Raw genomic sequence first — 20,379 nt, forward strand, 5'->3', positions numbered from 1 at the left:
GGAATCTCCAAGAGGCGTTCAGGTGAAAGTGTCGTGTGTTCCGAGGCTGCTCCCAGGGTTTTCCGAGGGAATCAGGCCTGCTCAGAGCCATCTCAGAGCAGATCCAGTGCCTTGAACACCGCCGACTTGTTTCGGCGTTGCGCAGAGTATTTTAACCGCTGCGCGTGCACGATGGTCTTCAGATCGAACAAAGCGGTCTCGAACAGGGCATTGACCACGACGAAATCGAAGAACTGGGCCTGGGCCACTTCGATGCGGGCATTGCTCATGCGCAGCTCGATCACCTCGGGGCTGTCTTCGCCGCGGCGGTTCAGGCGCTGCAGCAGTTCTTCGTAGCTGGGCGGCAGGATGAAAATCAGGATGGCGTTGGGGAAGATCTTCTTGATCTGCAGGGCGCCCTGCCAGTCGATCTCCAGCACCACGTCTTCGCCACCCTTGATGCGCTCTTCGATGGCCTGGCGCGAGGTGCCGTAGCAGTTGCCGTGCACTTCGGCATGCTCGAAGAAATCACCGCGCTCGATCATGGCCTGGAACTCCTCTTTCGAGGTGAACCAGTATTCGCGCCCGTGCTCTTCCTGCCCACGGGGCTTGCGGGTGGTGTGCGAGACCGACACCTGCAGGCGCGAATCGATCTCCAGCAGGGCCTTGACCAGGCTGGATTTGCCGGTGCCGCTGGGCGCCGAGACGACGAAAAGGTTGCCGGGGTAGTCCATCTGCGGGGCTCCAGGGGCACTCAGTGGGTCATTGACAGGGGCATTCAGCACGGTATCGGCGCTCATTCAAGGTTCTGAACCTGTTCGCGCATCTGCTCGATCAGCACCTTCATGCTGACCGAGATCTGCGTGAGCTCCAGGGCCGCGGCCTTCGAGCCCAGGGTGTTGGCCTCGCGGTGCAGTTCCTGGATCAGGAAATCCAGGCGCTTGCCGGCCTCGCCGCCCTTTCTCAGCAGGCGCTCGATTTCATCGAGGTGGGCCTTCAGGCGCTGCACTTCTTCATCGACGTCGATGCGCAGGGCGTATGCGGCGGCCTCGTTCAGCGCGCGCTCCTGGGCGGCTTCGGGCGTGACATTGCCGCCCACAGCCTGCAGGGCCTCCTGGTACTTGGCCAGGAAACGCTCCTGCTGGCGCTGCACGGCCTGGGGCACCAGGGGCTCGGCCTGGGCGGCCAGCTCGCGCAGCTGCTTGAGACGGTCCTTGATGATGTCGGCCAGGCGCTTGCCTTCGATGGCTCGCGCGTCCTTCAGGGCTTCAACGCACTGGCGCACCGCCTCCAGGGCGATGTCGTCGAGCTTGACGCTGGGGGCCGACTGGCGGCACAGGTTCAGCACTTCGTTGACGGTCAGGCCACCGGCCTTGGGCAGCCAGTTCTGCACCATGCCCTCCAGACGGGCCAGGGTGTGCAGCTGATCAGGCTGCGGCTGGGGCCAGGCGCTGTCGCTGGTGCGTTGGGCCTGCAGGCGCAACTCGATCTTGCCGCGCTTGAAGGCGGCGGTCAGCAGGTCACGGAAGGCGGGCTCCAGGCCCCGGAACTCGTCGGGCAGCTTGAAGCTCAGGTCCAGGAAGCGGCTGTTGACCGAGCGCAGCTCTGCCCCCACCGAGCCACTGCCGGCCTTGCGCGACGCCCCGGGCGTGTCGGAATCCTCGGGCAACTCGGCGTCGTGGTCTGCCACCGACGACACCACATTGGCGTAGCCGGTCATGGAGTAGACTGACATGGCACCTTTCTCAGCTTCTTCGCGGACAAAAGCCGATTATGTCAAAGCCGAAACCAGCCCCGCTCCCTTCGGGCACGGTCGTGGGCGGCTACACCGTGGTCCGCAAGCTGGCAGCCGGTGGTTTTGGCGTGGTGTACCTGGCTGAAGACCCCGACCGCCGGTTGGTGGCCCTCAAGGAGTACCTGCCCGCCTCCCTGGCCGACCGCTCACCGGGCGAGCTGATCCCGCGCGTCAAGCCTGACAAGCAGCCCCTGTACCGTTTGGGCCTGAAAAGCTTTTTCGAAGAAGGCCGGTCGCTGGCACAGATCGCCCACCCCTCGGTGGTGTCGGTGCTCAATTTCTTCCGGGAAAATGAAACCGTCTACATGGTGATGAACTACCTGCAGGGCGACACCCTGCAGGATTTCATCGTCACCGCGCGCGATCTGAAACGCGACAAGGTCTTCCGCGAATCCACCATCCGCAGCCTGTTCGACGAGATCCTGCGCGGGCTGCGCATCGTGCACCAGCACAAGATGCTGCACCTGGACATCAAACCGGCCAACATTTTTGTCACCAATGACAACAAGGCCGTGCTGCTGGATTTCGGTGCCGCACGCGAAGTGCTGTCCAAGGAAGGCAATTTCATCCGGCCCATGTACACCCCCGGCTTCGCCGCGCCCGAGATGTACCGGCGCGACGGCAGCCTGGGCCCCTGGACCGACATCTACGCCATCGGGGCGTGCATTTACGCCTGCATGCAGGGCTATCCGCCCAACGACGCGCCACAACGTCTTGAAAAGGATCGGTTGGGCCTGTCACTGTCCCGATTGCGCAACGTCTATTCTGACAACCTGCTGGAAGTGACGGAGTGGTGCATGTCGCTCGACCCGCTGGCCCGCCCGCAGAGCGTGTTCGCCCTGCAAAAAGAACTGGCCCGCGAAACCGAACGCCGCTACACCAAACTCAGTTTCTCGGAGCGGGTGAAACTTCAGATCGAAAATCTGAAATCGGGCACGAAGGCATGAGGGTCTGGGCATGAGGTTCTCGGTGTACCAGGTCAGCCGCAAGGGTGGCCGCGAAAAAAATGAAGACCGAATGGGCTACTGCTACACGCGGGAGGCCGGTCTGTTCGCGCTGGCCGACGGCATGGGCGGCCACCCGGAGGGCGAAATGGCCTCCCAGCTGGCTTTGCAGACCATGGCCGCGCTGTTCCAGCGCGATGCACGCCCCGGCCTGGCCGACCCGCTGCGCTTCCTGACCGACGCCATCATGGCCGGCCACCACCAGCTGCTGCGCTACGCCAGCGAAAAAGGCCTGATCGACACGCCCCGCACCACCATCGTCGCCTGCATCCTGCAAGGCAACACGGCCTACTGGGCCCACTGTGGTGACTCGCGCCTGTACATGGTGCGAGGCGACAAGCTCATTGCCCGCACGCGCGACCACTCCTACTCCGAGCTGCAGGATTCGCTGTCCACCGTGGTGCCCCTGACCGAGCGCTACAACCGCAACGTGCTGTTCACCTGCCTGGGCAGCCCCGGCAAGCCCGTGATCGACACGGCCGGCCCCCTGCTGCTGCAGGAAGGTGACCGGCTGATGATCTGCTCCGACGGCCTGTGGGGCACCATCAGCGACGAGACCATCACGCGCCACCTGGCCACCCGCACCATCTCCGACGCCGTGCCCGAGCTGGTCGAAGAGGCCCTGCGCGAAGGCGGCCCCAAGTGCGACAACGTGACCGTGCTGGCCGTGGAATGGGAATCGGCCTCGAACGAAGACACGCCTGGCGTGCGCACCGAAACCCTGGGCGAAGAGGTGTTTGCCTCGACCATTCAGGCTTCGGTGGGTGATGCAGGCGACAATGCCGACTCGGACGACCTGGACGAAGCCGAAATCGAGCGATCCATCCGCGAGATCAACGAAGCCATCCGCCGCTCGGCACAGGCTTCGGGCAAGAAGCCCTGAGGCCCCTGGGTCGACCCGCCCTGCCCCGCAGGGCTTCTGACTGAACCGGTCAAGGTCTGCCCATGCAACTGATCCTCGCCTCGAACAACGCCAAGAAACTGCGCGAACTGCAGGCCCTGCTGGGCCCGCTCGGCCTGAACCTCGTCACCCAGGGCAGCCTGGGCATCCCCGAGGCCGAAGAGCCCCACATCACGTTCGTGGAAAACGCGCTGGCCAAGGCCCGCCATGCGGCCGCACAAGGCCAGGGCCCGGCCATTGCCGACGACTCCGGCCTGTGCGTGCGCGCCCTGGGGGGGCTGCCCGGCGTGCGCTCGGCGCGCTACGCGCTGGACGCCGGGCGGCACCCGGAAGGCGTGCCGCGCGAGATGGCCGACCAGGCCAACAACACGCTGCTGCTGGAAACCATGCAGGGCCAGACCGAGCGCCACGCGCACTTCACCTGCCTGCTGGTGGCCGTGCGCCATGCCGAAGACCCCGAGCCCCTGATCGCCGAAGGCCACTGGGCCGGCCAGCTGCTCGACGCGCCGCGTGGCAGCGAGGGCTTCGGCTACGACCCGCTGCTGTGGCTGCCCGAGCACGCCTGCTCGGCCGCCGACATGCGCCCCGAACAGAAGAACGCCATCAGCCACCGGGCCATTGCCTGCCGCCGCATGCGCGAACTGATGGCCCACCACTGGGGGCTGCACGCGTGATCACCCTGAGCCGCCCGGGCGCCCTGGCCGCCCTGCCCCCGCTGTCGCTCTACGTGCACCTGCCGTGGTGCCTCAAGAAGTGCCCGTATTGCGACTTCAACTCGCACGAATTCGCCGCAGCCGATGGCTCGCCGCCTGAATCGGCCTACATCGACGCGCTCATGGCCGACCTGGAAGCCAGCCTGCCGCTGGTGTGGGGGCGGCGCATCCATTCGGTGTTCATCGGCGGCGGCACGCCCAGCCTGTTCTCGCCAGCCGCCATCGACCGCCTGCTGGCCGACATCCGCGCGCGCCTGCCGCTGGAGCACTTCTGCGAGATCACCCTGGAAGCCAACCCCGGCACCTTCGAGAAGGACCGCTTCAAGGGCTTCCGCGAAGCGGGCGTGAACCGCCTGTCCATCGGGGTGCAGAGCTTTGACGATGCGCGCCTGAAGGCGCTGGGTCGGGTGCATGACAGCGCACAGGCCATGGCCGCCATCGAAGAAGCTCGCCAGTGTTTCGAGACCTTCAACCTCGACCTGATGTACGCCCTGCCCGGCCAAAGCCTGGCCGACCTGCAGCGCGAACTGACCACGGCCCTGAGCTTCCAGCCGCCCCACCTGTCGCTGTACCACCTGACCATCGAGCCCAACACGCGCTTTGCCAACGAGCCCCCGGCCAACCTGCCCGACGACGACACGGCCTTCGACATGCTCGACCACCTGGTGGCGGCCACGCAGGCGGCGGGCATGAAGCGCTATGAGGTGTCGGCCTATGCCCGCCCCGGGCACGAAAGTGCCCACAACCTGAACTACTGGCAGTTCGGTGATTACCTGGGCATCGGCGCGGGTGCGCACGGCAAGATCAGCTTCCCCGACCGCATCGTGCGCACGGTGAAGTGGCGCGAGCCCCGCACCTACATGGACCAAGCCCTGCAGGGCCACGCCACGTCGAACGAGCACGAGGTGCCGCTGAAAGCCCGCCCCTTCGAATACATGCTCAACGCGCTGCGCCTGACCGATGGCTTCGAACTGAGCCGCTTCATGGAGCGAACCGGCCTGACCCTGGCAGCCATCCAGAAGCCGCTGGAACAAGCCGAACGCAAAGGCCTGCTGGCCCGCGACCTGGCACGCGCGTGGCCCACCGCCCGAGGCCTCGACTTCCTCAGCGACCTGCAGGCCCTTTTCCTGGACGACGAAAGCACTGGAGAGGCCACCCGACCTCTCATCTGACGAAAAGCTGCGTCAGAATCAGGGTTTGCCAACTTGTTCACGGATCTCAGACGGTCCACCATGCAGAACAAGGCTCACGCAGGGCTCGGCATGGGCCGACTGCTTTGCCATAATCTGTTTGAATGAAACACCCAGGTGTCCTTATGTCCGAGAGCATCGCCACCACTTCCTATACCAAGCGCACCTACGGGGGCGTGTCGGGTGAAGAGCGCAGCCGTCAGCGCCGCGAGCGCCTCATCGAAGCGGGCCTGCAAGTGTTCGGCACCTTGGGCCACGACAAGGCCACCATGCGCGACATCTGCGCCAGTGCCCGCCTGGCCGAGCGCTACTTCTACGAAAACTTCTCGAACATCGACGATGCCTTCGAGGCGGTGCACCTGGTGCTGACCACGCAGCTGCAGGCCCGCATGACCGAAGCGATCGCCGGTGTGGCCAACGACACCCCGCTGCGCAAGACGGCCACGGGCCTGACCGCCTACTACCAGTTCATCCAGGAAGACCCGCGCCGCGCACAGATCCTGCTGCTGGACGCCCCTCGCCTGGGCCACAACAACGTGCGCCAGGAAGGCTCGGCCATGAACTGCTTCTCGCACTTCATGGCGTCGGTGGTGCGCCAGCACAGCCGCGAGCTGCCGCACGACATGGACATCGAGCTGGTCACCACCGGCCTGATCGGCCTGGCTGTGCAGACCGGCATCACCTGGTACCACACAGGTTTCCAGGCCCCGGTGGCCAAGATCGTCGATCACAACCTGTACGCCTGGCGTGGTCTGGCGCAATGGCTGGACATCCAAGCCGAACGGCCCATGCAAGCCACGGCCTGATCACACGGGCCGCACCACAAGGTTCCTGGCATGAAAAAAGCCGCTGCACTGCAGCGGCTTTTTGCTGTGCGCCAGGGCAGGCCATGGCCTGCCCCAAGGCCTCACTTCTTTTCGTCGCGCAGTTCGCGGCGCAGGATCTTGCCCACGTTGGTCTTGGGCAGGTCGGTGCGGAACTCGATGTACTTGGGGCACTTGTAGCCGGTCAGCTGCTCATGGCAATAGGCCTTGAGTTGCTCTTCGCTGAGGGTGGTGTCCTTGCGCACCACGAACAGCTTGACGGCTTCGCCCGACTTGGCATCGGGCACGCCCACGGCTGCGCACTCCATCACGCCGGGGTGCAGGTTCACCACCTGCTCCACTTCGTTGGGGTACACGTTGAAGCCCGACACCAGGATCATGTCCTTCTTGCGGTCCACGATCTTGACCATGCCGGTCTCGTCCATGATGCCCACGTCGCCGGTGCGGAAGAAGTTGTCGGCGGTCATGACCTTGGCAGTTTCGTCATCGCGCTGCCAGTAACCCGCCATCACCTGCGGGCCGCGGATCGCGATTTCACCGACGCCGCCAATGGGCAGGTGGTTGCCGTCGTCGTCCAGGATGGCCACTTCGGTATTGGGCAGCGGCAAGCCGATGCTGCCGTTGTACTGGGTGTTGTCCAGGCGGTTGGCCGTGGCCACCGGCGAGGTTTCCGACAGGCCGTAACCCTCCACGATGGCGCAGCCGGTGACCTGGCGCCATTTCTCGGCCGTGGCCTGCTGCACGGCCATGCCACCGCCCATCGACACCTTCAGGCCGGAGAAGTCCAGCTTGGCGAAGTCGGGATGGTTGGCCAGCGCGTTGAACAGGGTGTTCACGGCGGGGAACTGGTTGATGCGGTAGTTGCTCAGGGTCTTGATCACGGCCGGCAGGTCGCGCGGGTTCGGGATCAGGATGTTCATGCTGCCCATGCGAGCACCCATGAAGTAGTTCACCGTCAGAGCGAAGATGTGATACAGCGGCAACGCGCACACGGCCACCAGCGGTTGGCCGCCCAGCTTGCTGAGCTGCGGGGTGAACCAGGCTTCGTTTTGCAGGATGTTGGCCACCACGTTGCGGTGCAGCAGCGTGGCACCCTTGGACACACCCGTGGTGCCACCGGTGTACTGCAGGAAGGCCACATCGGTGGGCGACTGCGTGGGGCGCTTGTAGTTGGCACCACGGCCCACCGACAGGGCTTTCTTGAAGGTGGTCACCTGAATGCCGCCGCTGTTGGGCAGCTCGAAAGCGGGCACCATCTTCTTGACGTTGCGCACCACGAAGTTCACCAGCGCCCCCTTGGCGAAAGGCAGCATGTCACCCATGGCGGCCAACACCACGTGCTTGACCGGGGTCTTGCGGATGACTTCCTGCAGCGTGACCGCGAAGTTCTCCAGGATGACGATGGCTTCGGAACCCGAATCCTTGAGCTGGTGTTCCAGTTCACGGGGGGTGTACAGCGGGTTGACGTTGACCACCACGTAGCCAGCGCGCAGCACGGCGGCAATGGCCACCACATACTGAGGCACGTTGGGCATCATCAGGGCGATGCGGGCGCCCTTGGCCAGACCCAGCGACTGGAAGTAACCGGCCAGCGCCTTCGACAGTTCGTCGACCTGCGCGAAGGTCCAGTGGGCACCCATGAAGGCGGCCATGTCACGCGAAGCATGTTGCTTGAAGGCCTGCTCCAGCAGGTCGGTCAGCGAGTTGTAGGTGCCGGGGTTGATTTCGGCGGGAACACCACTCTCGTAGTGGGCGAGCCAGGGCTTGGCGAGGGTCATCTCAGTCGTCCTCTCGGGTCGTTCTTGAACAAGGAAGGGCTGGAAGGGAAAGGGCCGCGCGTCTCCACCGCACGATTGCAGGCATTCTGCAATAAACAGACGTGTTTTCCAGACCACGATGCATGACAAATGACGCCGCAAGCCTGTTGCATGACGCCGGATGCCCCCTGGACAGGGCCTGCACGTGCGGTCTCACCCTGATGTGAAATCAAACGTTTCCTTTATCATCCGATGGTCGCAGGCTGGCCCTGCCGGAGAGAGACAAGCATGAGCGCAGGACAAGATTCGCCCGCCTCGCCCAAGCGCCGCTGGTTCCTGAAAACCGCGGTGGCCATCGGTGTGGTCGGAGGCGCCCTCGGTGGGGGCATGTGGTGGAACCGGGGCTTTGACAAAGGCCGCCTCACGCCGGCCGGCGAAAAGGTGTTCCGTGGCGTGGCCCGAGGCGTGCTGGCGCAGATGCTGCCGGCGGGCGTCGAGCGCGACCGCATCCTCAACGAGCACATGCAGGACCTCGAGCGCCTGTACAACAACCTGCCCTCGGCCAAGCGCGACCAGATCAACCTGGTGGCCAGCCTGCTGGCCAACGCTCCCACGCGCTACCTGGCGGTGGGCCTGTGGACCTCCTGGGACGAAGCCTCTGACGAACAGATCCAGCAGGTGCTGCGCAGCATGCAGATGTCCGAACATCTGGTGCCCAATGTGCTGTTCTCGGCCGTTCGTGCCCTGACCACGCTGTGCTTCTTCTCGCAACCCACGCACTGGAACCTGACCGGCTACCCCGGCCCGATGTCGATATGAGCAAGCTCCCTGACGTTTTCCGCCAAGGCCAGGCACAGCACCAGTGGAAGCTGTTCAATGGTGAACTGGGCCTGCCCGAGAAGATCACCTGTGACGTGGCCATCATCGGTTCGGGCGCAGGCGCCGGCATCACGGCCGAGCTGCTGACCAAGGCCGGCCTGGATGTGGTCATCCTGGAAGAAGGGCCGCTGCGCACCAGCACCGACTTCAACCAGACCGAGACCCAGGCCTACAACGACCTGTACCAGGAAAGCGCCACCCGCGCGACGATGGACAACAGCATGTCCATCCTGCAGGGGCGCTGCGTGGGCGGCACCACGGTCATCAACTGGACCTCGTCGTTCCGCACCCCGGACGACACCCTGAAGTTCTGGCAAGACCAGTTTGGCCTGAAAGAACTCAACAAGGAGGCCATGGCCCCCTGGTTCGAAGGCGCCGAAAAGCGCCTGAACGTCGAACCTTGGGAGCCTGCCCCCAACCCCAACAACGAGCTGCTGCGCACAGGAGCCAGCAAGCTGGGCATCACGGCCAAGGTGATCCCGCGCAACGTGAAGGGCTGCTGGAACACCGGCTCGTGCGGCATGGGCTGCCCGACCAATGCCAAGCAGTCGATGCTGATCACCACGATCCCCACGGCCCTGACCAACGGTGCCCGCCTGTACCACCAGACCCGCGCCGAAAAACTCGAGATCAGCAATGGCGAGGTGCAGGGTGTGGTCTGCTCGGGCATCCGCGTCAATGGCGACCGCGTGAGCGACAAGCAGATGCGCGTGGTGGCCAAGCACTATGTGGTGTCCGGCGGCGCCATCAATTCGCCGGCCCTGCTCAAACGCTCGGACACCCCCGACCCGCACGGCATCCTGGGCACCCGCACCTTCCTGCACCCGGTGACCTTCTCGTCGGGCGTGTTCAGCGACAAGGTGGAAGGCTGGGCCGGTGCGCCGCAGACCATCTACTCGGACCACTACCTGCACACGCAGCCGGTCGATGGCCCCATGGGCTTCAAGATCGAAGCCACGCCCATGCACCCGGGCCTGACCTCGGTGCTGCTGGGCGGTGTGGGCGCTGACCTGGCCGAGCGCTTCAAGCACTACCCGAACACCCAGCTGCTGCTGTCGCTGCTGCGTGACGGCTTCCACCCGGACGCCGTGGGCGGCACCGTGATGCTGAACATCGACGGCTCGCCCCTGTTGAACTACCCGATCACGCCCTATGTGCTGGAGGGCGCCAAGCGCTCGCTGCTGGCCATGTCCGAGATCCAGTTCGCCGCCGGTGCGCAAAAGGTGCTGCCCTACCACGCGCAGGGCCGCTACTTCAGCAACATGGCCGAAGCCAAGGCGGCCATCGACCAGTTCGCCATGGAGCCCTTCAAGACCGGTCTGGGCAGTGCCCACGTGATGGGGGGCTGCCGCATGGGTGGCACCGAAGCGCAAGGGGTGGTACGCGCCGACGGCACCCACTGGCAGGTCAAGAACCTGTCGGTGCACGACGGCTCGCTCTTCCCCACCTCGCTGGGCGCCAACCCGCAGCTGTCGATCTATGGTCTGACCAACCGCCTGGCCACTCAGCTGGCGCGCAAGCTCACCGGCAAGGATGTGTCGCTGGCCGCCTGAGCCTGCCCCCCGACCGCTTGCACATTCACGGGCCCTTCGGGGCCCGTGGTCATGGTGGCGTCTCGGTGGGCCTGGCGCTGCCCGGCCCCCAGGCGGTAGCCCACCCAGCCGACACAGGCCGCCAGGGCCAGATGCCGCACCGCATGGCCGCTGATCCAGCCCTGGGTGGTCTCGTAGATCCAGACATCGGCCCAATCAACTGTCTGTGCCACGGCAAAGCTGAACTGCGAACGCAGCCAGTCGGCCCGAGACAAGAGCAGATCCCCCTTGAGCGTCCAGGCGCCAGCGGCCACCAGCGCCAGGGGCGACAACTCCAGCCAGAATAATGGACGCAGATCGCCCGCACCCCACACATGCAGGCTGTAAAGCCACCAGATGCACCCCAGCAGGGAGGCCATGACCCCGCACAGCACCGCCACCGGCGAGCCAAATCGGCGGTCGATGCGCTCGCCCAGGAAGGCCAGCGCGAACAGCGCGCAGGCGGCTGACTTGGGCACCTGGTCCCAGATGAAGGTGGCGTCGCTGGGGGCCCAGTGGTAGACCTGCCCGCCCACCGTGGCCAGCATCTGGCACACGAAAAAGGTACCCCACAGCAGTTTCAAGGGCTCATGCGCAGGCAGGCGGCTGACCCGCCACAAGCCCCACATGCCGATCGGCAGCAGCGGCATGTGGCTGAGCACCAACAAGGCCGCCGGAATGCTCCAGCGGGTGTCAGAGCCCGCAAACTCGTGCATGTGGGGCACCAGATTGACCGGGCCCCAGGCCACCAGCAAGGCGGCGCCCGCCAGCGCCATGGCCAGCACCATGGCCATGGTGGAGCGACGCAGCAGGGTGTCGGGTGAATCTGGAGGGGTGCGCAGCATGGGCCAGCAAAGGCAGCGGGTTCGAAAACCGTGCAATGCTCCGCGAAAGCCCCCGCCTCGACAAGGCGAGGCACTTCAAGTTAGGGGGGTGTTTTGCCGGAGTTCAGCCAAGCCCGCCAGCCTCCCCACTCGGTGACATCGGTGGCGCCCACCAGGGCCGAGGGCTCGCAGATGAAGCCTGGCACCTCGCGGCCGTCGGCCAGGCGGGTGCGGCCGATGCCCAGCGGTGCCGGGATGCCGGCCACGAAGCTGCCGAAATGGGCCACCGGCATCTCCCACACCTCCACCTCGATGGCGGCACCGTCACCCTGCCCGGCGGCCATGCGCACCAGGGCGGGCCGGCGCACCGGCACAGGGCCCTTGGCCAGTTCGTAGAGGCGGTGGTCGGGGCTGGTGTGGGTGCAGGCCACACGCCGCGCGCCACGCTGCGTGAGCTGCCAGTTCAAGGGCTGCCCCTGAAGGTGGGCACCGCACACGGCCACCTGAACCATGCCGCTGGGCGCCAGCCCCGGCAGGCTGGCGCGCAAGGCCTCAAAACCCGTCGATGCGGGCAGCGGCTGCCCGGTGGCGCCCAGCGTGGCCGCTGCAGCACAGCGCTCAGCCAGCGCCCGCTGCCAGCGGGCGGCCAGGTGCAGCAAGGGCACGTCCTGGTGGGCCGGGCCCATCAAGGTGACACCAAAGGGCATGTCCACCCCTTGATCGAGCACGCGGCCAGAGGGCACGGCCACGCCCACCCAGTCCAGCAGGTTCAGGTGGTTGGTGTAGCGACCCAGGTGCGAATTCAGGCCGATGGGGTCGGCCAGCAAGGCCTGCAGCCGCGGGTGACAGGGCACCGTGGGCATCAGCAGCACATCGGCCTGTTGCCACAGCGCCTGGGCCTGGGTGCGCAACGCCTGCAACTGGTACTGCGCCGCGAAGGCATCGGCGGCGGAGGGAGCCTTGCCGCCGAGGGTGATCTCGCGGGTGACGGGGAAGACAGCCTCGGGCTGGGCCTCGATGAAGTCGCGGATGGCGAGGTAACGCTCGGCCACCCACGGGCCTTCGTACAGCAGGCGCGCAGTGGCCAGCAGCGGCTCGATGTCGACTTCGACCACGGCCAGCCCCAGGGCACGCGCGTGGTCGATGGCCTGCTCGAAGGCGGCTTGCCAGGCCTGCACCGTGGCCGCATCGCCCAGGAACACCCGTTGCGCGGGCAGGGGCACGCCCACACGCGGCACCGCATTGCCCAGGGGTGGGCGGCCCACGTCAAAGCCATGGGGCTGAGCCGGGCGCGAATAGACATCGAGCGGGTCACGCGCCTGGGCCACGGCCAGCACGCGCAAGGCATCTTCGGCCGTGAAGGCGAAGATGCTCACCGCATCGAGCGAGCGACAGGCCGGCACCACGCCCTGGGTGCTGAGCAGGCCGCACGTGGGCTTGAGGCCCACCAGCTGGTTGAAGGCTGCCGGCACCCGGCCCGAGCCTGCGGTGTCGGTGCCCAGCGAAAAGCTCACCTGCCCCAGCGCCAGCGAGACGGCCGAGCCCGAACTGGAGCCCCCCGAGACGAAGGCCGGGTCCACCGCGTTGCGGCAGGCCCCGTAAGGCGAGCGGCTGCCATTGAGGCCCGTGGCGAACTGGTCGAGGTTGGTCTTGCCAATCGGGATCGCACCGGCGTCGATCAGGCGCTGCACCACGGTGGCGCTCTGGGCCGGCACCTGCGCGAACTCGGGGCAGGCGGCTGTGGTGGGCAGGCCCGCCAGGTCGATGTTGTCCTTCACGGCAAAGGGCAACCCGTACAGCGGCTTGCCTTGCGGGCCCTGGGCCATCAGGGCCTCGGCCCGCTGAGTGAGCTGCTCCAAGGTGAACCGGCTGATCCAGGCGTGGTGCGGGTCGTCGCCGATGCGGCGCACCACCTCCTGCACCACCTGCACTGGTGTGATGTGGCCGGCCTGCAGGGCCTCACCCAGGGTCTGCATGTCGAAAGAGATCGCCTGCATGTTGCTTGTGTTGTCCATGTTGCTCACTCCAGCACCACCACGTCTTGTCCGGCCTGCACGGCCCCGCCTTCTTTCACCAGCACATTCCAGACCCGCCCGGCGCGCGGGGCCGTGATGGCGAACTCCATCTTCATCGACTCGACCACCACCAGCACCTGGTCGGCCTCGACCGCCTGGCCGGCCTGCACCTGCACCTGCCACACACTGCCCTGCACAGCCGAGACCACACCTTGGGCGCCCTCGGGCCGGTCGTCATCGACCACAGGGGCCGCGGCAGTGTCTTCGCTGACGTATTCGGCCTGGCCCGCAGCGCGCCAGCGTTCTCGCTCGGCCTCGAAGGCGGCCTGCTGGCGTTGCTTGAAGGCGGCGATGCTGTCGGCCTCGCGCGCCAGGAAGGCGCGGTACTCGCGCAGGCTGAAGGTGGTGTGCTCGATGCGCAGCGAGCGCTGACCCAACGGGAACTCGGCGCGCCACTGCATCAGCTCGTCTTCACTGACGGGGTGGAACTGGAGCTGGTCGAAAAAGCGCAGCAGCCAGGGCTGGGTGAACTCGGGGCCGGCCTGCGGGCCATGGCGCCACCGGTTCCACATCTGCACGGTGCGGCCCACGAACTGGTAGCCGCCCGGGCCTTCCATGCCGTACACGCACAGGTAGGCGCCGCCGATGCCCACGGCGTTTTCCGGGGTCCAGGTGCGCGCCGGGTTGTACTTGGTGGTGACCAGGCGCTGGCGCGGGTCGAGCGGGGTGGCCACAGGGGCGCCCAGGTAGACGTCACCCAGGCCCATGACCAGGTAGCGGGTGTCGAAGAACAGGTCGTGCACGGCCTGTGCATCGGGCAGGTCGTTGATGCGGCGGATGAACTCGATGTTGCTGGGGCACCAGGGGGCATCGGGCCGCACCGACTGCATGTATTTCTCGATGGCCAGGCGGGTCTGACTGTCGTTCCAGGCCAGGGGCAGGTGCACCACGCGGCTGGGCACGGTCATGTCGTCCACCGCGGGCAGCTGGGCCTCCGTGCGTTGCAGCACAGCCATCAGCATGGCGCGGGGCAGCACGGCCGGGTCGAAGTGCACCTGCAGCGAACGGATGCCCGGGGTCAGGTCGACGATGCCCGGCAGCTCGCCAGCATCGCGCTGGGCCTGCAGGGCCAGCATCAGCACGTGCACCCGCAGGCGCAGTTCGATGTCCAGCACCAAGGGGCCGAACTCGACCAGCACGTAGCGGTCACCGGCCTGGCGGATCACCATGGCCGGCACGTCGTCGCGGGCCGGGTCGGACAGCAGGATGGGGCTGGGGCAGGCCTGGGGGGCGTCCACCGGCTTCAGTGGCAAGCTCGGCAGCTTCGCGGGTGCGGGCAACACAGCGGGCACCGAAGGCGCAGCCTGCAGGGCGGCCAGGGCCGCATCCACTGCGGCGCGGCGGGCCTGGGCGGCATCGGCGCTGATGCGGTGAAAGCGCACCGTGTCTCCCGGGCGCAGCTGGCCCAGCTTCCACAGCTCGGCATCGACCACCACCGCGGGGCACACGAAGCCGCCCAGGCTGGGGCCGTCGGGGCCCAGGATCACGGGCATGTCGCCGGTGAAATCGATGGCGCCAATGGCGTACGCGTTGTCGTGGATGTTCGACGGGTGCAGCCCGGCTTCGCCACCGTCACGGCGGGCCCATTGCGGCTTGGGGCCGATCAGGCGCACCCCGGTGCGGCTGGAGTTGTAGTGCACCTGCCAGTCGGTCGCGAAGAAGGTGTCCACATCGTCCGGCAGGAAGAAATCGGGCGCGCCATGCGGGCCGTACAGCACCGCAATGTCCCAGTGGTGGGCAAAGGCAGGCACCAGGGCCGCCGGGGCCTGCTGGCCAGGTACGCCTTCATGCGGAGCGGCCAGGTGCAGCATGTCGCCCACGCGCAAGGTGCGCCCGGCGTGGCCGCCGAACTGACCCAGCGTGAAGGTGCTGCGGCTGCCCAGGTACAGCGGTACGTCGAGGCCACCGCCCACGGCCAGGTAGGCGCGGCAGCCGGTGTCGGCCATGCGGCCGATGCGCAGCACGCCACCGGCCGGGATCAGGTGCGAGGCCCAGGGGGCCAGCGGCCGGCCATCGAGCGTGAGGTCCACCGGGGCGCCGGTCACGGCCACCACGGCCTCGTGGTGGAAGCGCAGGCTGGGCCCGCTCATCACGCATTCCAGGGTGGCGGCCTCTGGCGCATTGCCCACCAGGGCGTTGGCAGCGCGGTGGGCGTAGGCGTCCATGGGGCCCGAAGGGGGCACACCCACGTCCCAGTGGCCCTGGCGGCCGGGCCAGTCCTGCACCGTGGTCTGCACGCCGCCTTCGAGCACCTCCAGGGCCTGCGCCTGATAGGCCAGGGTCGACAGGAAGCGCGTGATCTGCCGCCCTTGCTGGAACACCGGATCGGCCACGATGCGGCTCAGGTAGGCCAGGTTGGTCTCGATGCCAGCGATGCGGGTGTGGGCCAGGGCCTCGGCCATGCGCGCCAGGGCCTGCTCGCGGGTGTCGGCCGTCACGATCAGCTTGGCAATCATGGGGTCGTAGTAGGCGGGCACTTCGCTGCCGCGCTCCACCCAGGTGTCGATGCGCGGGCCTTGGGGCCACACCACTTCGGTCAGCACGCCGGTGCTGGGCTGGAAGTTGCGGGCCGGGTCTTCGGCGTACAGGCGCACCTGCATGGAGGCGCCACGCAGCACAGGCTGCAGCGTGTGCAGGGGTGGCAGGTCGCCCGCGGCCAGTTGCACCATCCAGGCCACCAGGTCCACACCGCTGACCTGCTCGGTCACCCCGTGCTCCACCTGCAGGCGGGTGTTGACCTCCAGGAAATAGAAATGGCCTACGGCCGCGTCGTACACGAACTCGACCGTGCCTGCACTGCGGTAGTTCACGGCCTGAGCCAGGCGCACGGCCGTGGCCTGCAGGCTCTGGCGCTGGGCCTCGCTCAGGCCGGGGGCCGGGGTCTCTTCGATCACCTTCTGGTTGCGGCGCTGCACCGAGCAGTCGCGCTCGCCCAGGGCGATCACACCGCCCTGCCCGTCGCCGAACACCTGCACCTCGATGTGACGGGCCTGCTCGACGAACTTCTCCAGGAACAGGCCGGCATCCTTGAAGTTGGCACTGGCCAGGCGCTGCACCGAGGCGAAGGCCTCGCGCAGTTCGGCATCGCTGCGCACCAGGCGCATGCCGATGCCGCCACCACCCGCCGTGCTCTTGAGCATCACCGGGTAGCCAATGCGGGCGGCCTCCTGCACCGCCACCTCGGCATCGGCCAGCAGGCCGCTGCCGGGCAGCAGGGGCACTTCGCAGCGCTCGGCCAGCTCGCGCGCCGTGTGCTTGAGGCCGAAGGCCTGCATGTGCGCAGGCGCCGGGCCGATGAAGGCAATGCCCGCGTCTTCGCAGGCCTGGGCAAAGCCGGCGTTTTCCGACAGGAAGCCGTAGCCGGGGTGGATGGCCTGGGCGCCGCAATCACGCGCCACCTGCAGGATCACGTCCTGGCGCAGGTAGCTCTCGCTGGCCAGCGCTTCGCCGATGCAGTAGGCCTCATCGGCTTCGCGCACATGGCGTGAGGCGGCATCGGCCTTGGAATACACCGCCACGCTGCGCACGCCCAACTGCCGCAGCGTGCGGATGATGCGGCAGGCAATGGCCCCGCGGTTGGCAATCAGTACCTTGGTGAACATGGCTCAGTCCCAGATCAGGAATTCCACCGGCGTGGGGTTGTAGGCGTTGCAGGGGTTGTTGAGTTGCGGGCAGTTGGACACCAGCATCCACAGGTCCATCTCGGCGCGCAGCTCCACGTACTTGCCCGGGCCCGACACGCCATCGTCGAACTTCAGGCCGCCCTCGGGCGTGACCGGCACGTTCATGAAGAAGTTGACGTTGGGCACCAGGTCGCGCTTGCTCAGGCCGGCATCCACCTGGGCCATGGCCAGCAGGTAGTTGTCACGGCACGAGTGCATGAACTTCTTTTGCAGCGCGTAGCGCACCGTGTTGCTTTCAGAAGCGCACGCGCCGCCCAGGGTGTCGTGGCGACCGCAGGTGTCGGCCACGATGGTCAGCATGGGTCGGCCCTCGTTGCTCATCAGCACCGAGCCCGTGCTCAGGTAAATGCCGCCTTGCGCCAGCATGGTGTCGGTGGCGCTGTAGTGCTCGCCCACTTCGTGGCGGTTGTAGAAGATGATGTCCACGGCCTGGTTGCCCTCCAGGTCGAGGATGCGCAGGGTCTGCCCCTGCTTGATCTCGGTCAGCCAGGGCTCGCCGGCGGGCTGGCGGTGGCGGGTGTGTGCCTGGGCCGGGTCCAGCGTGCTGGCGCGCAGGCCTGGGAATGGAAGCGATGCGTTGGTCGATGCGGTCATGGCGGGCTCCTCAGCACAGGGCGAACACGTCGCTGTTGTGGTGCGCACGGGCGCATTCGGGGCGGAAGTGGCGGCAGTGGTCATCGGCCGGCGCGGGGCCACAGCGCCAGGCGGCCACGCCCACCTTGCCGGGGGCGTAGGTGGTGCGGGGGTCCAGCGGGTGCGGGGCCGTGCTCAGGGCCACGATCACGTCCATGTCCATGCGCAGTTCGACCACGCTGCCCTTGGGCGCATGCCCCGGGTGGAAGTGGAAGGCCCCGGCTTCGTCCACGCTCACCTTGCTGAACAGGTTCACCGGCGCGATCAGGTCGCGCGGGCCCAGGCCGTGTTTGCCGATCTCGATCAGCAGGCCGTCCTTGCCGCTGCGGTACATGGCGTTGCGGTGCGCCTCGAAACGGCGCTCGCCATACTGGCGGTTCATGCGCGGCGTGTCGAGCAAGGCGCCCAGCGGGTCGTGCCAGCCCACGGTGTCGTGCGTGACCGAGGCCATGGCCCGGCCCATGTCGCTCATCAGCACATGGCCTCGGGTGTAGTGCGCCGTGTGCTGGGCCTTCAGGCTGTCGGGCATGTTGTAGCGCTCCAGCGGGTCGTGCGCGGCATACAGCACCACCGAGGCGTTGCAGGTGTCGTCCAGCGCCGCGAAGCGCAAGGCCATGCCGCGGCGCAGGCGCCAGCTCCAGTGGCCACCACCGGGCACCACCTCGCTGAACACCACCTGCCCGGCTGGCAGGTCAGGGGCAAAGCGTTGCCAGTGCGGGTGGGCATCAACAGGCTGGTGGGCCAGCGGGTTGTCAAGCAGGTGTTGGGCGTGTTCAGACATGAGGTCTCCCAGCGGGCGGCCATGGCAGGCGCCCGCACACAGGTCACAGGGGTTCAATGCAAATCGTGTTGCAGGTCGTGAAGCAGGTCGTGAAGCAGACGGGGTCAGGCCTCGGCCGTGCGCGACAGCTGCTCCAGCAGATCGAGGTCGGTTTTCATGCCCGAGGTCTCCTTGATGCGGTCGAGAATCTGGCGCTTGAGCTGCAGGAACTCGGGCGCGTGCTTCATGTCCTGCGTGCGCTGCGCCGGCAGCGGCACCTCGTAGATGGTGTCGATGCGGCCAGGGCGCGGCGCCATCAGCACGATGCGCTGGCCGAGGTAGATGGCCTCTTCCACGTCGTGCGTCACGAACACGATGGTGGCCTTCTCCAGGCGGTGCACGTGCAGGATGAGGTCGTGCATCACCTCGCGGGTCTGCGCATCCAGTGCGCCGAAGGGCTCGTCCATCAGCAGGATCTCGGGGCGACTCATCAAGGCCCGCGCAATGGCCACCCGCTGCTGCATGCCGCCCGACAGCTGGTTGGGCCAGGCATCGGCCACATGGCCCAGGCCCATCAGGCGCAGCAGTGCATCGGCCCGGCCAGCTGCCGCTTCCACATCGGCGCTGGTGCGCTCGTTCGTGTGCACCTTGAGCTGGCGGCAGAACTTGATGTTCTCGCGCACCGACATCCACGGGTACAGGCTGTAATGCTGGAACACCATGGCGCGCTCGGGGCCGGGGCCCTTCACCGGCAGGCCATCGACCTGCAACTCGCCACCGGTGTGGTGCTCCAGCCCCCCGATGGTGCGCAGCAAGGTCGATTTACCGCACCCCGAGGCGCCCACGAAGGTCACGAACTCGTTGGGCTGGATCTGCAGGCTCACGTTCTGCAGAGCGTCGTGCGCAGCGCCTTCGTAGCGCTTGAACAGCTGGCGCACATCGATCTTGGGCGTCATGTCAGCCTTTCAGGTAAAGCCACGGAAAAGCCTTGCGATGCGCCCAGCGGAACAGCTGGTCGATCACCAAGCCGATCAAGCCGATCAGGATGATCCCGGCGAAGATCTTGTCGGTCTGCAGGAAGCGCTGGGCTTTCAGGATGGCGTAGCCCAGGCCCGAGTTGGCAGCCACCAGTTCGGCCACCACCAGGTAGGTCCAGGCCCAGCCCATGGTCACGCGCAACGTGTCCATCAGGGCCGGTGCCGCCGAGGGGAACACCACCTTTTCGACCAGCTCGGTGCGCGTGGCGCCCATGGTCTGCGCGGCCTCGATCTGCGCCATGGGCACGCGGCGCACGTCTTCGGCCACCATCAGCACCATCTGGAAGAAGGTGCCGATGAAGATGATGGCCACCTTCGACGATTCGTCGATGCCCACCCACAGCATCACCAGCGGGATGAAGGCCACCGCCGGCATGTAACGGATGAAATCGGTCAGCGGCTCCAGCAGGGCCTGCACCACGCGGAAGGTGCCGATCATCAGGCCCAGCGGCAAGGCGATCGCCGCCGACAGCAGGAAGCCCCCCACCACGCGCCACACGCTGATCAGGATGTCGCCGGCCAGGTCGGCCTCGCGCCACCAATCGACGGCGCGCTGCCAGACCTGCCCAGGCGAAGGCAGGAACACGGCGTCGGCACCGGCCACCGCCGTGGCCAGCCACCAGCCCAGCAGCGGCAACACCAGCCCGATCAGGGCCAGCAGCGCATAGGCTTTTGAAGGGATGCTGCCACGCACCACCCACCAGCGTGGGCCGGTGGTGGCGACAGGCGTGGGGCTCGGTGCGATCGCCATGCC

At 66.8% G+C, this 20,379-nt stretch carries 17 protein-coding genes; 7 read left to right on the forward strand and 10 right to left on the reverse strand.

Translation table 11 applies throughout. The features are described 5' to 3' along the window. Window positions 1-92: 92 nt before the first annotated feature. Together gmk and EYS42_RS02980 are read right to left on the reverse strand one after the other, a co-directional pair. A complete protein-coding gene (gene gmk, locus EYS42_RS02975; protein ID WP_130966540.1) occupies window positions 93-713 on the reverse strand; it encodes a guanylate kinase in 621 nt (206 codons plus the stop codon). A 62-nt stretch (window positions 714-775) separates the two neighbouring features. Further along, a complete protein-coding gene (locus EYS42_RS02980) occupies window positions 776-1,714 on the reverse strand; it encodes a YicC/YloC family endoribonuclease (RefSeq protein WP_130966346.1) in 939 nt (312 codons plus the stop codon). A 38-nt stretch (window positions 1,715-1,752) separates the two neighbouring features. On the opposite strand from EYS42_RS02980, the gene EYS42_RS02985 reads away from it, so the two are divergent. The 5 genes from EYS42_RS02985 to EYS42_RS03005 all read left to right on the forward strand — a co-directional run bounded on the left by EYS42_RS02985 (window position 1,753) and on the right by EYS42_RS03005 (window position 6,388). Beyond that, window positions 1,753-2,721: a serine/threonine protein kinase gene (locus tag EYS42_RS02985; protein ID WP_130966347.1), complete on the forward strand. Its 969-nt coding sequence runs from the start codon at window positions 1,753-1,755 to the stop codon at window positions 2,719-2,721. Window positions 2,722-2,731: 10 nt separating this feature from the next. After that, entirely contained in the window at window positions 2,732-3,661 is a 930-nt protein-coding gene (locus EYS42_RS02990) for a PP2C family protein-serine/threonine phosphatase (protein ID WP_130966348.1), read from the forward strand. 62 nt (window positions 3,662-3,723) lie between these two features. Beyond that, the gene (gene rdgB, locus EYS42_RS02995; RefSeq protein WP_130966349.1) at window positions 3,724-4,353 is read left to right on the forward strand and encodes an RdgB/HAM1 family non-canonical purine NTP pyrophosphatase; all 630 of its coding nucleotides are present in this window, start codon (window positions 3,724-3,726) and stop codon (window positions 4,351-4,353) included. Then, window positions 4,350-5,564, forward strand: a complete 1,215-nt coding sequence (gene hemW / locus EYS42_RS03000) for a radical SAM family heme chaperone HemW (protein ID WP_245503474.1) — start codon at window positions 4,350-4,352, stop codon at window positions 5,562-5,564. Before rdgB ends, hemW begins: the two co-directional genes overlap by 4 nt. Window positions 5,565-5,707: 143 nt before the next feature. Then, window positions 5,708-6,388 (forward strand): TetR/AcrR family transcriptional regulator, encoded by a 681-nt coding sequence (locus EYS42_RS03005; protein ID WP_165456614.1) that lies wholly within the window; start codon window positions 5,708-5,710, stop codon window positions 6,386-6,388. 101 nt (window positions 6,389-6,489) lie between these two features. Here EYS42_RS03005 and EYS42_RS03010 read toward each other — a convergent pair whose 3' ends face one another. Then, window positions 6,490-8,184 (reverse strand): long-chain-fatty-acid--CoA ligase, encoded by a 1,695-nt coding sequence (locus EYS42_RS03010; RefSeq protein ID WP_130966351.1) that lies wholly within the window; start codon window positions 8,182-8,184, stop codon window positions 6,490-6,492. A 267-nt stretch (window positions 8,185-8,451) separates the two neighbouring features. On the opposite strand from EYS42_RS03010, the gene EYS42_RS03015 reads away from it, so the two are divergent. Both EYS42_RS03015 and EYS42_RS03020 read left to right on the forward strand, forming a co-directional pair. Further along, window positions 8,452-8,982, forward strand: coding sequence for a hypothetical protein (locus tag EYS42_RS03015; RefSeq protein WP_130966352.1), 531 nt, complete (start codon window positions 8,452-8,454; stop codon window positions 8,980-8,982). Continuing rightward, window positions 8,979-10,595 (forward strand): GMC family oxidoreductase, encoded by a 1,617-nt coding sequence (locus EYS42_RS03020; protein WP_130966353.1) that lies wholly within the window; start codon window positions 8,979-8,981, stop codon window positions 10,593-10,595. The genes EYS42_RS03015 and EYS42_RS03020 overlap by 4 nt, the downstream gene beginning before the upstream one ends. Here the strand turns inward: EYS42_RS03020 and EYS42_RS03025 are convergent. From EYS42_RS03025 to EYS42_RS03055, 7 genes are all read right to left on the reverse strand, one after another. Beyond that, a complete protein-coding gene (locus EYS42_RS03025) occupies window positions 10,547-11,458 on the reverse strand; it encodes a hypothetical protein (protein WP_130966354.1) in 912 nt (303 codons plus the stop codon). The two genes, EYS42_RS03020 and EYS42_RS03025, sit on opposite strands and share 49 nt — an antisense overlap. An 80-nt stretch (window positions 11,459-11,538) precedes the next feature. Next, window positions 11,539-13,452: an allophanate hydrolase gene (gene atzF / locus EYS42_RS03030; protein WP_130966355.1), complete on the reverse strand. Its 1,914-nt coding sequence runs from the start codon at window positions 13,450-13,452 to the stop codon at window positions 11,539-11,541. A 5-nt stretch (window positions 13,453-13,457) separates the two neighbouring features. Continuing rightward, window positions 13,458-17,114: an urea carboxylase gene (gene uca / locus EYS42_RS03035; RefSeq protein ID WP_130966356.1), complete on the reverse strand. Its 3,657-nt coding sequence runs from the start codon at window positions 17,112-17,114 to the stop codon at window positions 13,458-13,460. A gap of 3 nt (window positions 17,115-17,117) precedes the next feature. Continuing rightward, the gene (locus tag EYS42_RS03040) at window positions 17,118-17,789 is read right to left on the reverse strand and encodes an urea amidolyase associated protein UAAP2 (protein WP_130966357.1); all 672 of its coding nucleotides are present in this window, start codon (window positions 17,787-17,789) and stop codon (window positions 17,118-17,120) included. Window positions 17,790-17,799: 10 nt separating this feature from the next. Continuing rightward, complete coding sequence (locus EYS42_RS03045) at window positions 17,800-18,609, reverse strand: urea amidolyase associated protein UAAP1 (RefSeq protein WP_130966358.1); 810 nt, start codon at window positions 18,607-18,609, stop codon at window positions 17,800-17,802. Window positions 18,610-18,713: 104 nt separating this feature from the next. Next, window positions 18,714-19,544, reverse strand: coding sequence for an ABC transporter ATP-binding protein (locus EYS42_RS03050; RefSeq protein ID WP_130966359.1), 831 nt, complete (start codon window positions 19,542-19,544; stop codon window positions 18,714-18,716). A gap of 1 nt (window position 19,545) precedes the next feature. Next, the gene (locus EYS42_RS03055) at window positions 19,546-20,376 is read right to left on the reverse strand and encodes an ABC transporter permease (RefSeq protein WP_130966360.1); all 831 of its coding nucleotides are present in this window, start codon (window positions 20,374-20,376) and stop codon (window positions 19,546-19,548) included. Window positions 20,377-20,379: the final 3 nt, after the last annotated feature.

The organism is Aquabacterium lacunae (assembly GCF_004310865.1).
GTDB classification, from domain to species: Bacteria; Pseudomonadota; Gammaproteobacteria; order Burkholderiales; family Burkholderiaceae_C; genus Aquabacterium; species Aquabacterium lacunae.

Coding starts and splice junctions, on each gene's coding strand:
- gmk (WP_130966540.1), bottom strand. CDS start 713: ATGGACTACCCCGGCAACCTTTTCGTCGTCTCGGCGCCCAGCGGCACC.
- EYS42_RS02980 (WP_130966346.1), bottom strand. CDS start 1,714: ATGTCAGTCTACTCCATGACCGGCTACGCCAATGTGGTGTCGTCGGTG.
- EYS42_RS02985 (WP_130966347.1), top strand. CDS start 1,753: ATGTCAAAGCCGAAACCAGCCCCGCTCCCTTCGGGCACGGTCGTGGGC.
- EYS42_RS02990 (WP_130966348.1), top strand. CDS start 2,732: ATGAGGTTCTCGGTGTACCAGGTCAGCCGCAAGGGTGGCCGCGAAAAA.
- rdgB (WP_130966349.1), top strand. CDS start 3,724: ATGCAACTGATCCTCGCCTCGAACAACGCCAAGAAACTGCGCGAACTG.
- EYS42_RS03005 (WP_165456614.1), top strand. CDS start 5,708: ATGTCCGAGAGCATCGCCACCACTTCCTATACCAAGCGCACCTACGGG.
- EYS42_RS03010 (WP_130966351.1), bottom strand. CDS start 8,184: ATGACCCTCGCCAAGCCCTGGCTCGCCCACTACGAGAGTGGTGTTCCC.
- EYS42_RS03015 (WP_130966352.1), top strand. CDS start 8,452: ATGAGCGCAGGACAAGATTCGCCCGCCTCGCCCAAGCGCCGCTGGTTC.
- EYS42_RS03020 (WP_130966353.1), top strand. CDS start 8,979: ATGAGCAAGCTCCCTGACGTTTTCCGCCAAGGCCAGGCACAGCACCAG.
- EYS42_RS03025 (WP_130966354.1), bottom strand. CDS start 11,458: ATGCTGCGCACCCCTCCAGATTCACCCGACACCCTGCTGCGTCGCTCC.
- atzF (WP_130966355.1), bottom strand. CDS start 13,452: ATGGACAACACAAGCAACATGCAGGCGATCTCTTTCGACATGCAGACC.
- uca (WP_130966356.1), bottom strand. CDS start 17,114: ATGTTCACCAAGGTACTGATTGCCAACCGCGGGGCCATTGCCTGCCGC.
- EYS42_RS03040 (WP_130966357.1), bottom strand. CDS start 17,789: ATGACCGCATCGACCAACGCATCGCTTCCATTCCCAGGCCTGCGCGCC.
- EYS42_RS03045 (WP_130966358.1), bottom strand. CDS start 18,609: ATGTCTGAACACGCCCAACACCTGCTTGACAACCCGCTGGCCCACCAG.
- EYS42_RS03050 (WP_130966359.1), bottom strand. CDS start 19,544: ATGACGCCCAAGATCGATGTGCGCCAGCTGTTCAAGCGCTACGAAGGC.
- EYS42_RS03055 (WP_130966360.1), bottom strand. CDS start 20,376: ATGGCGATCGCACCGAGCCCCACGCCTGTCGCCACCACCGGCCCACGC.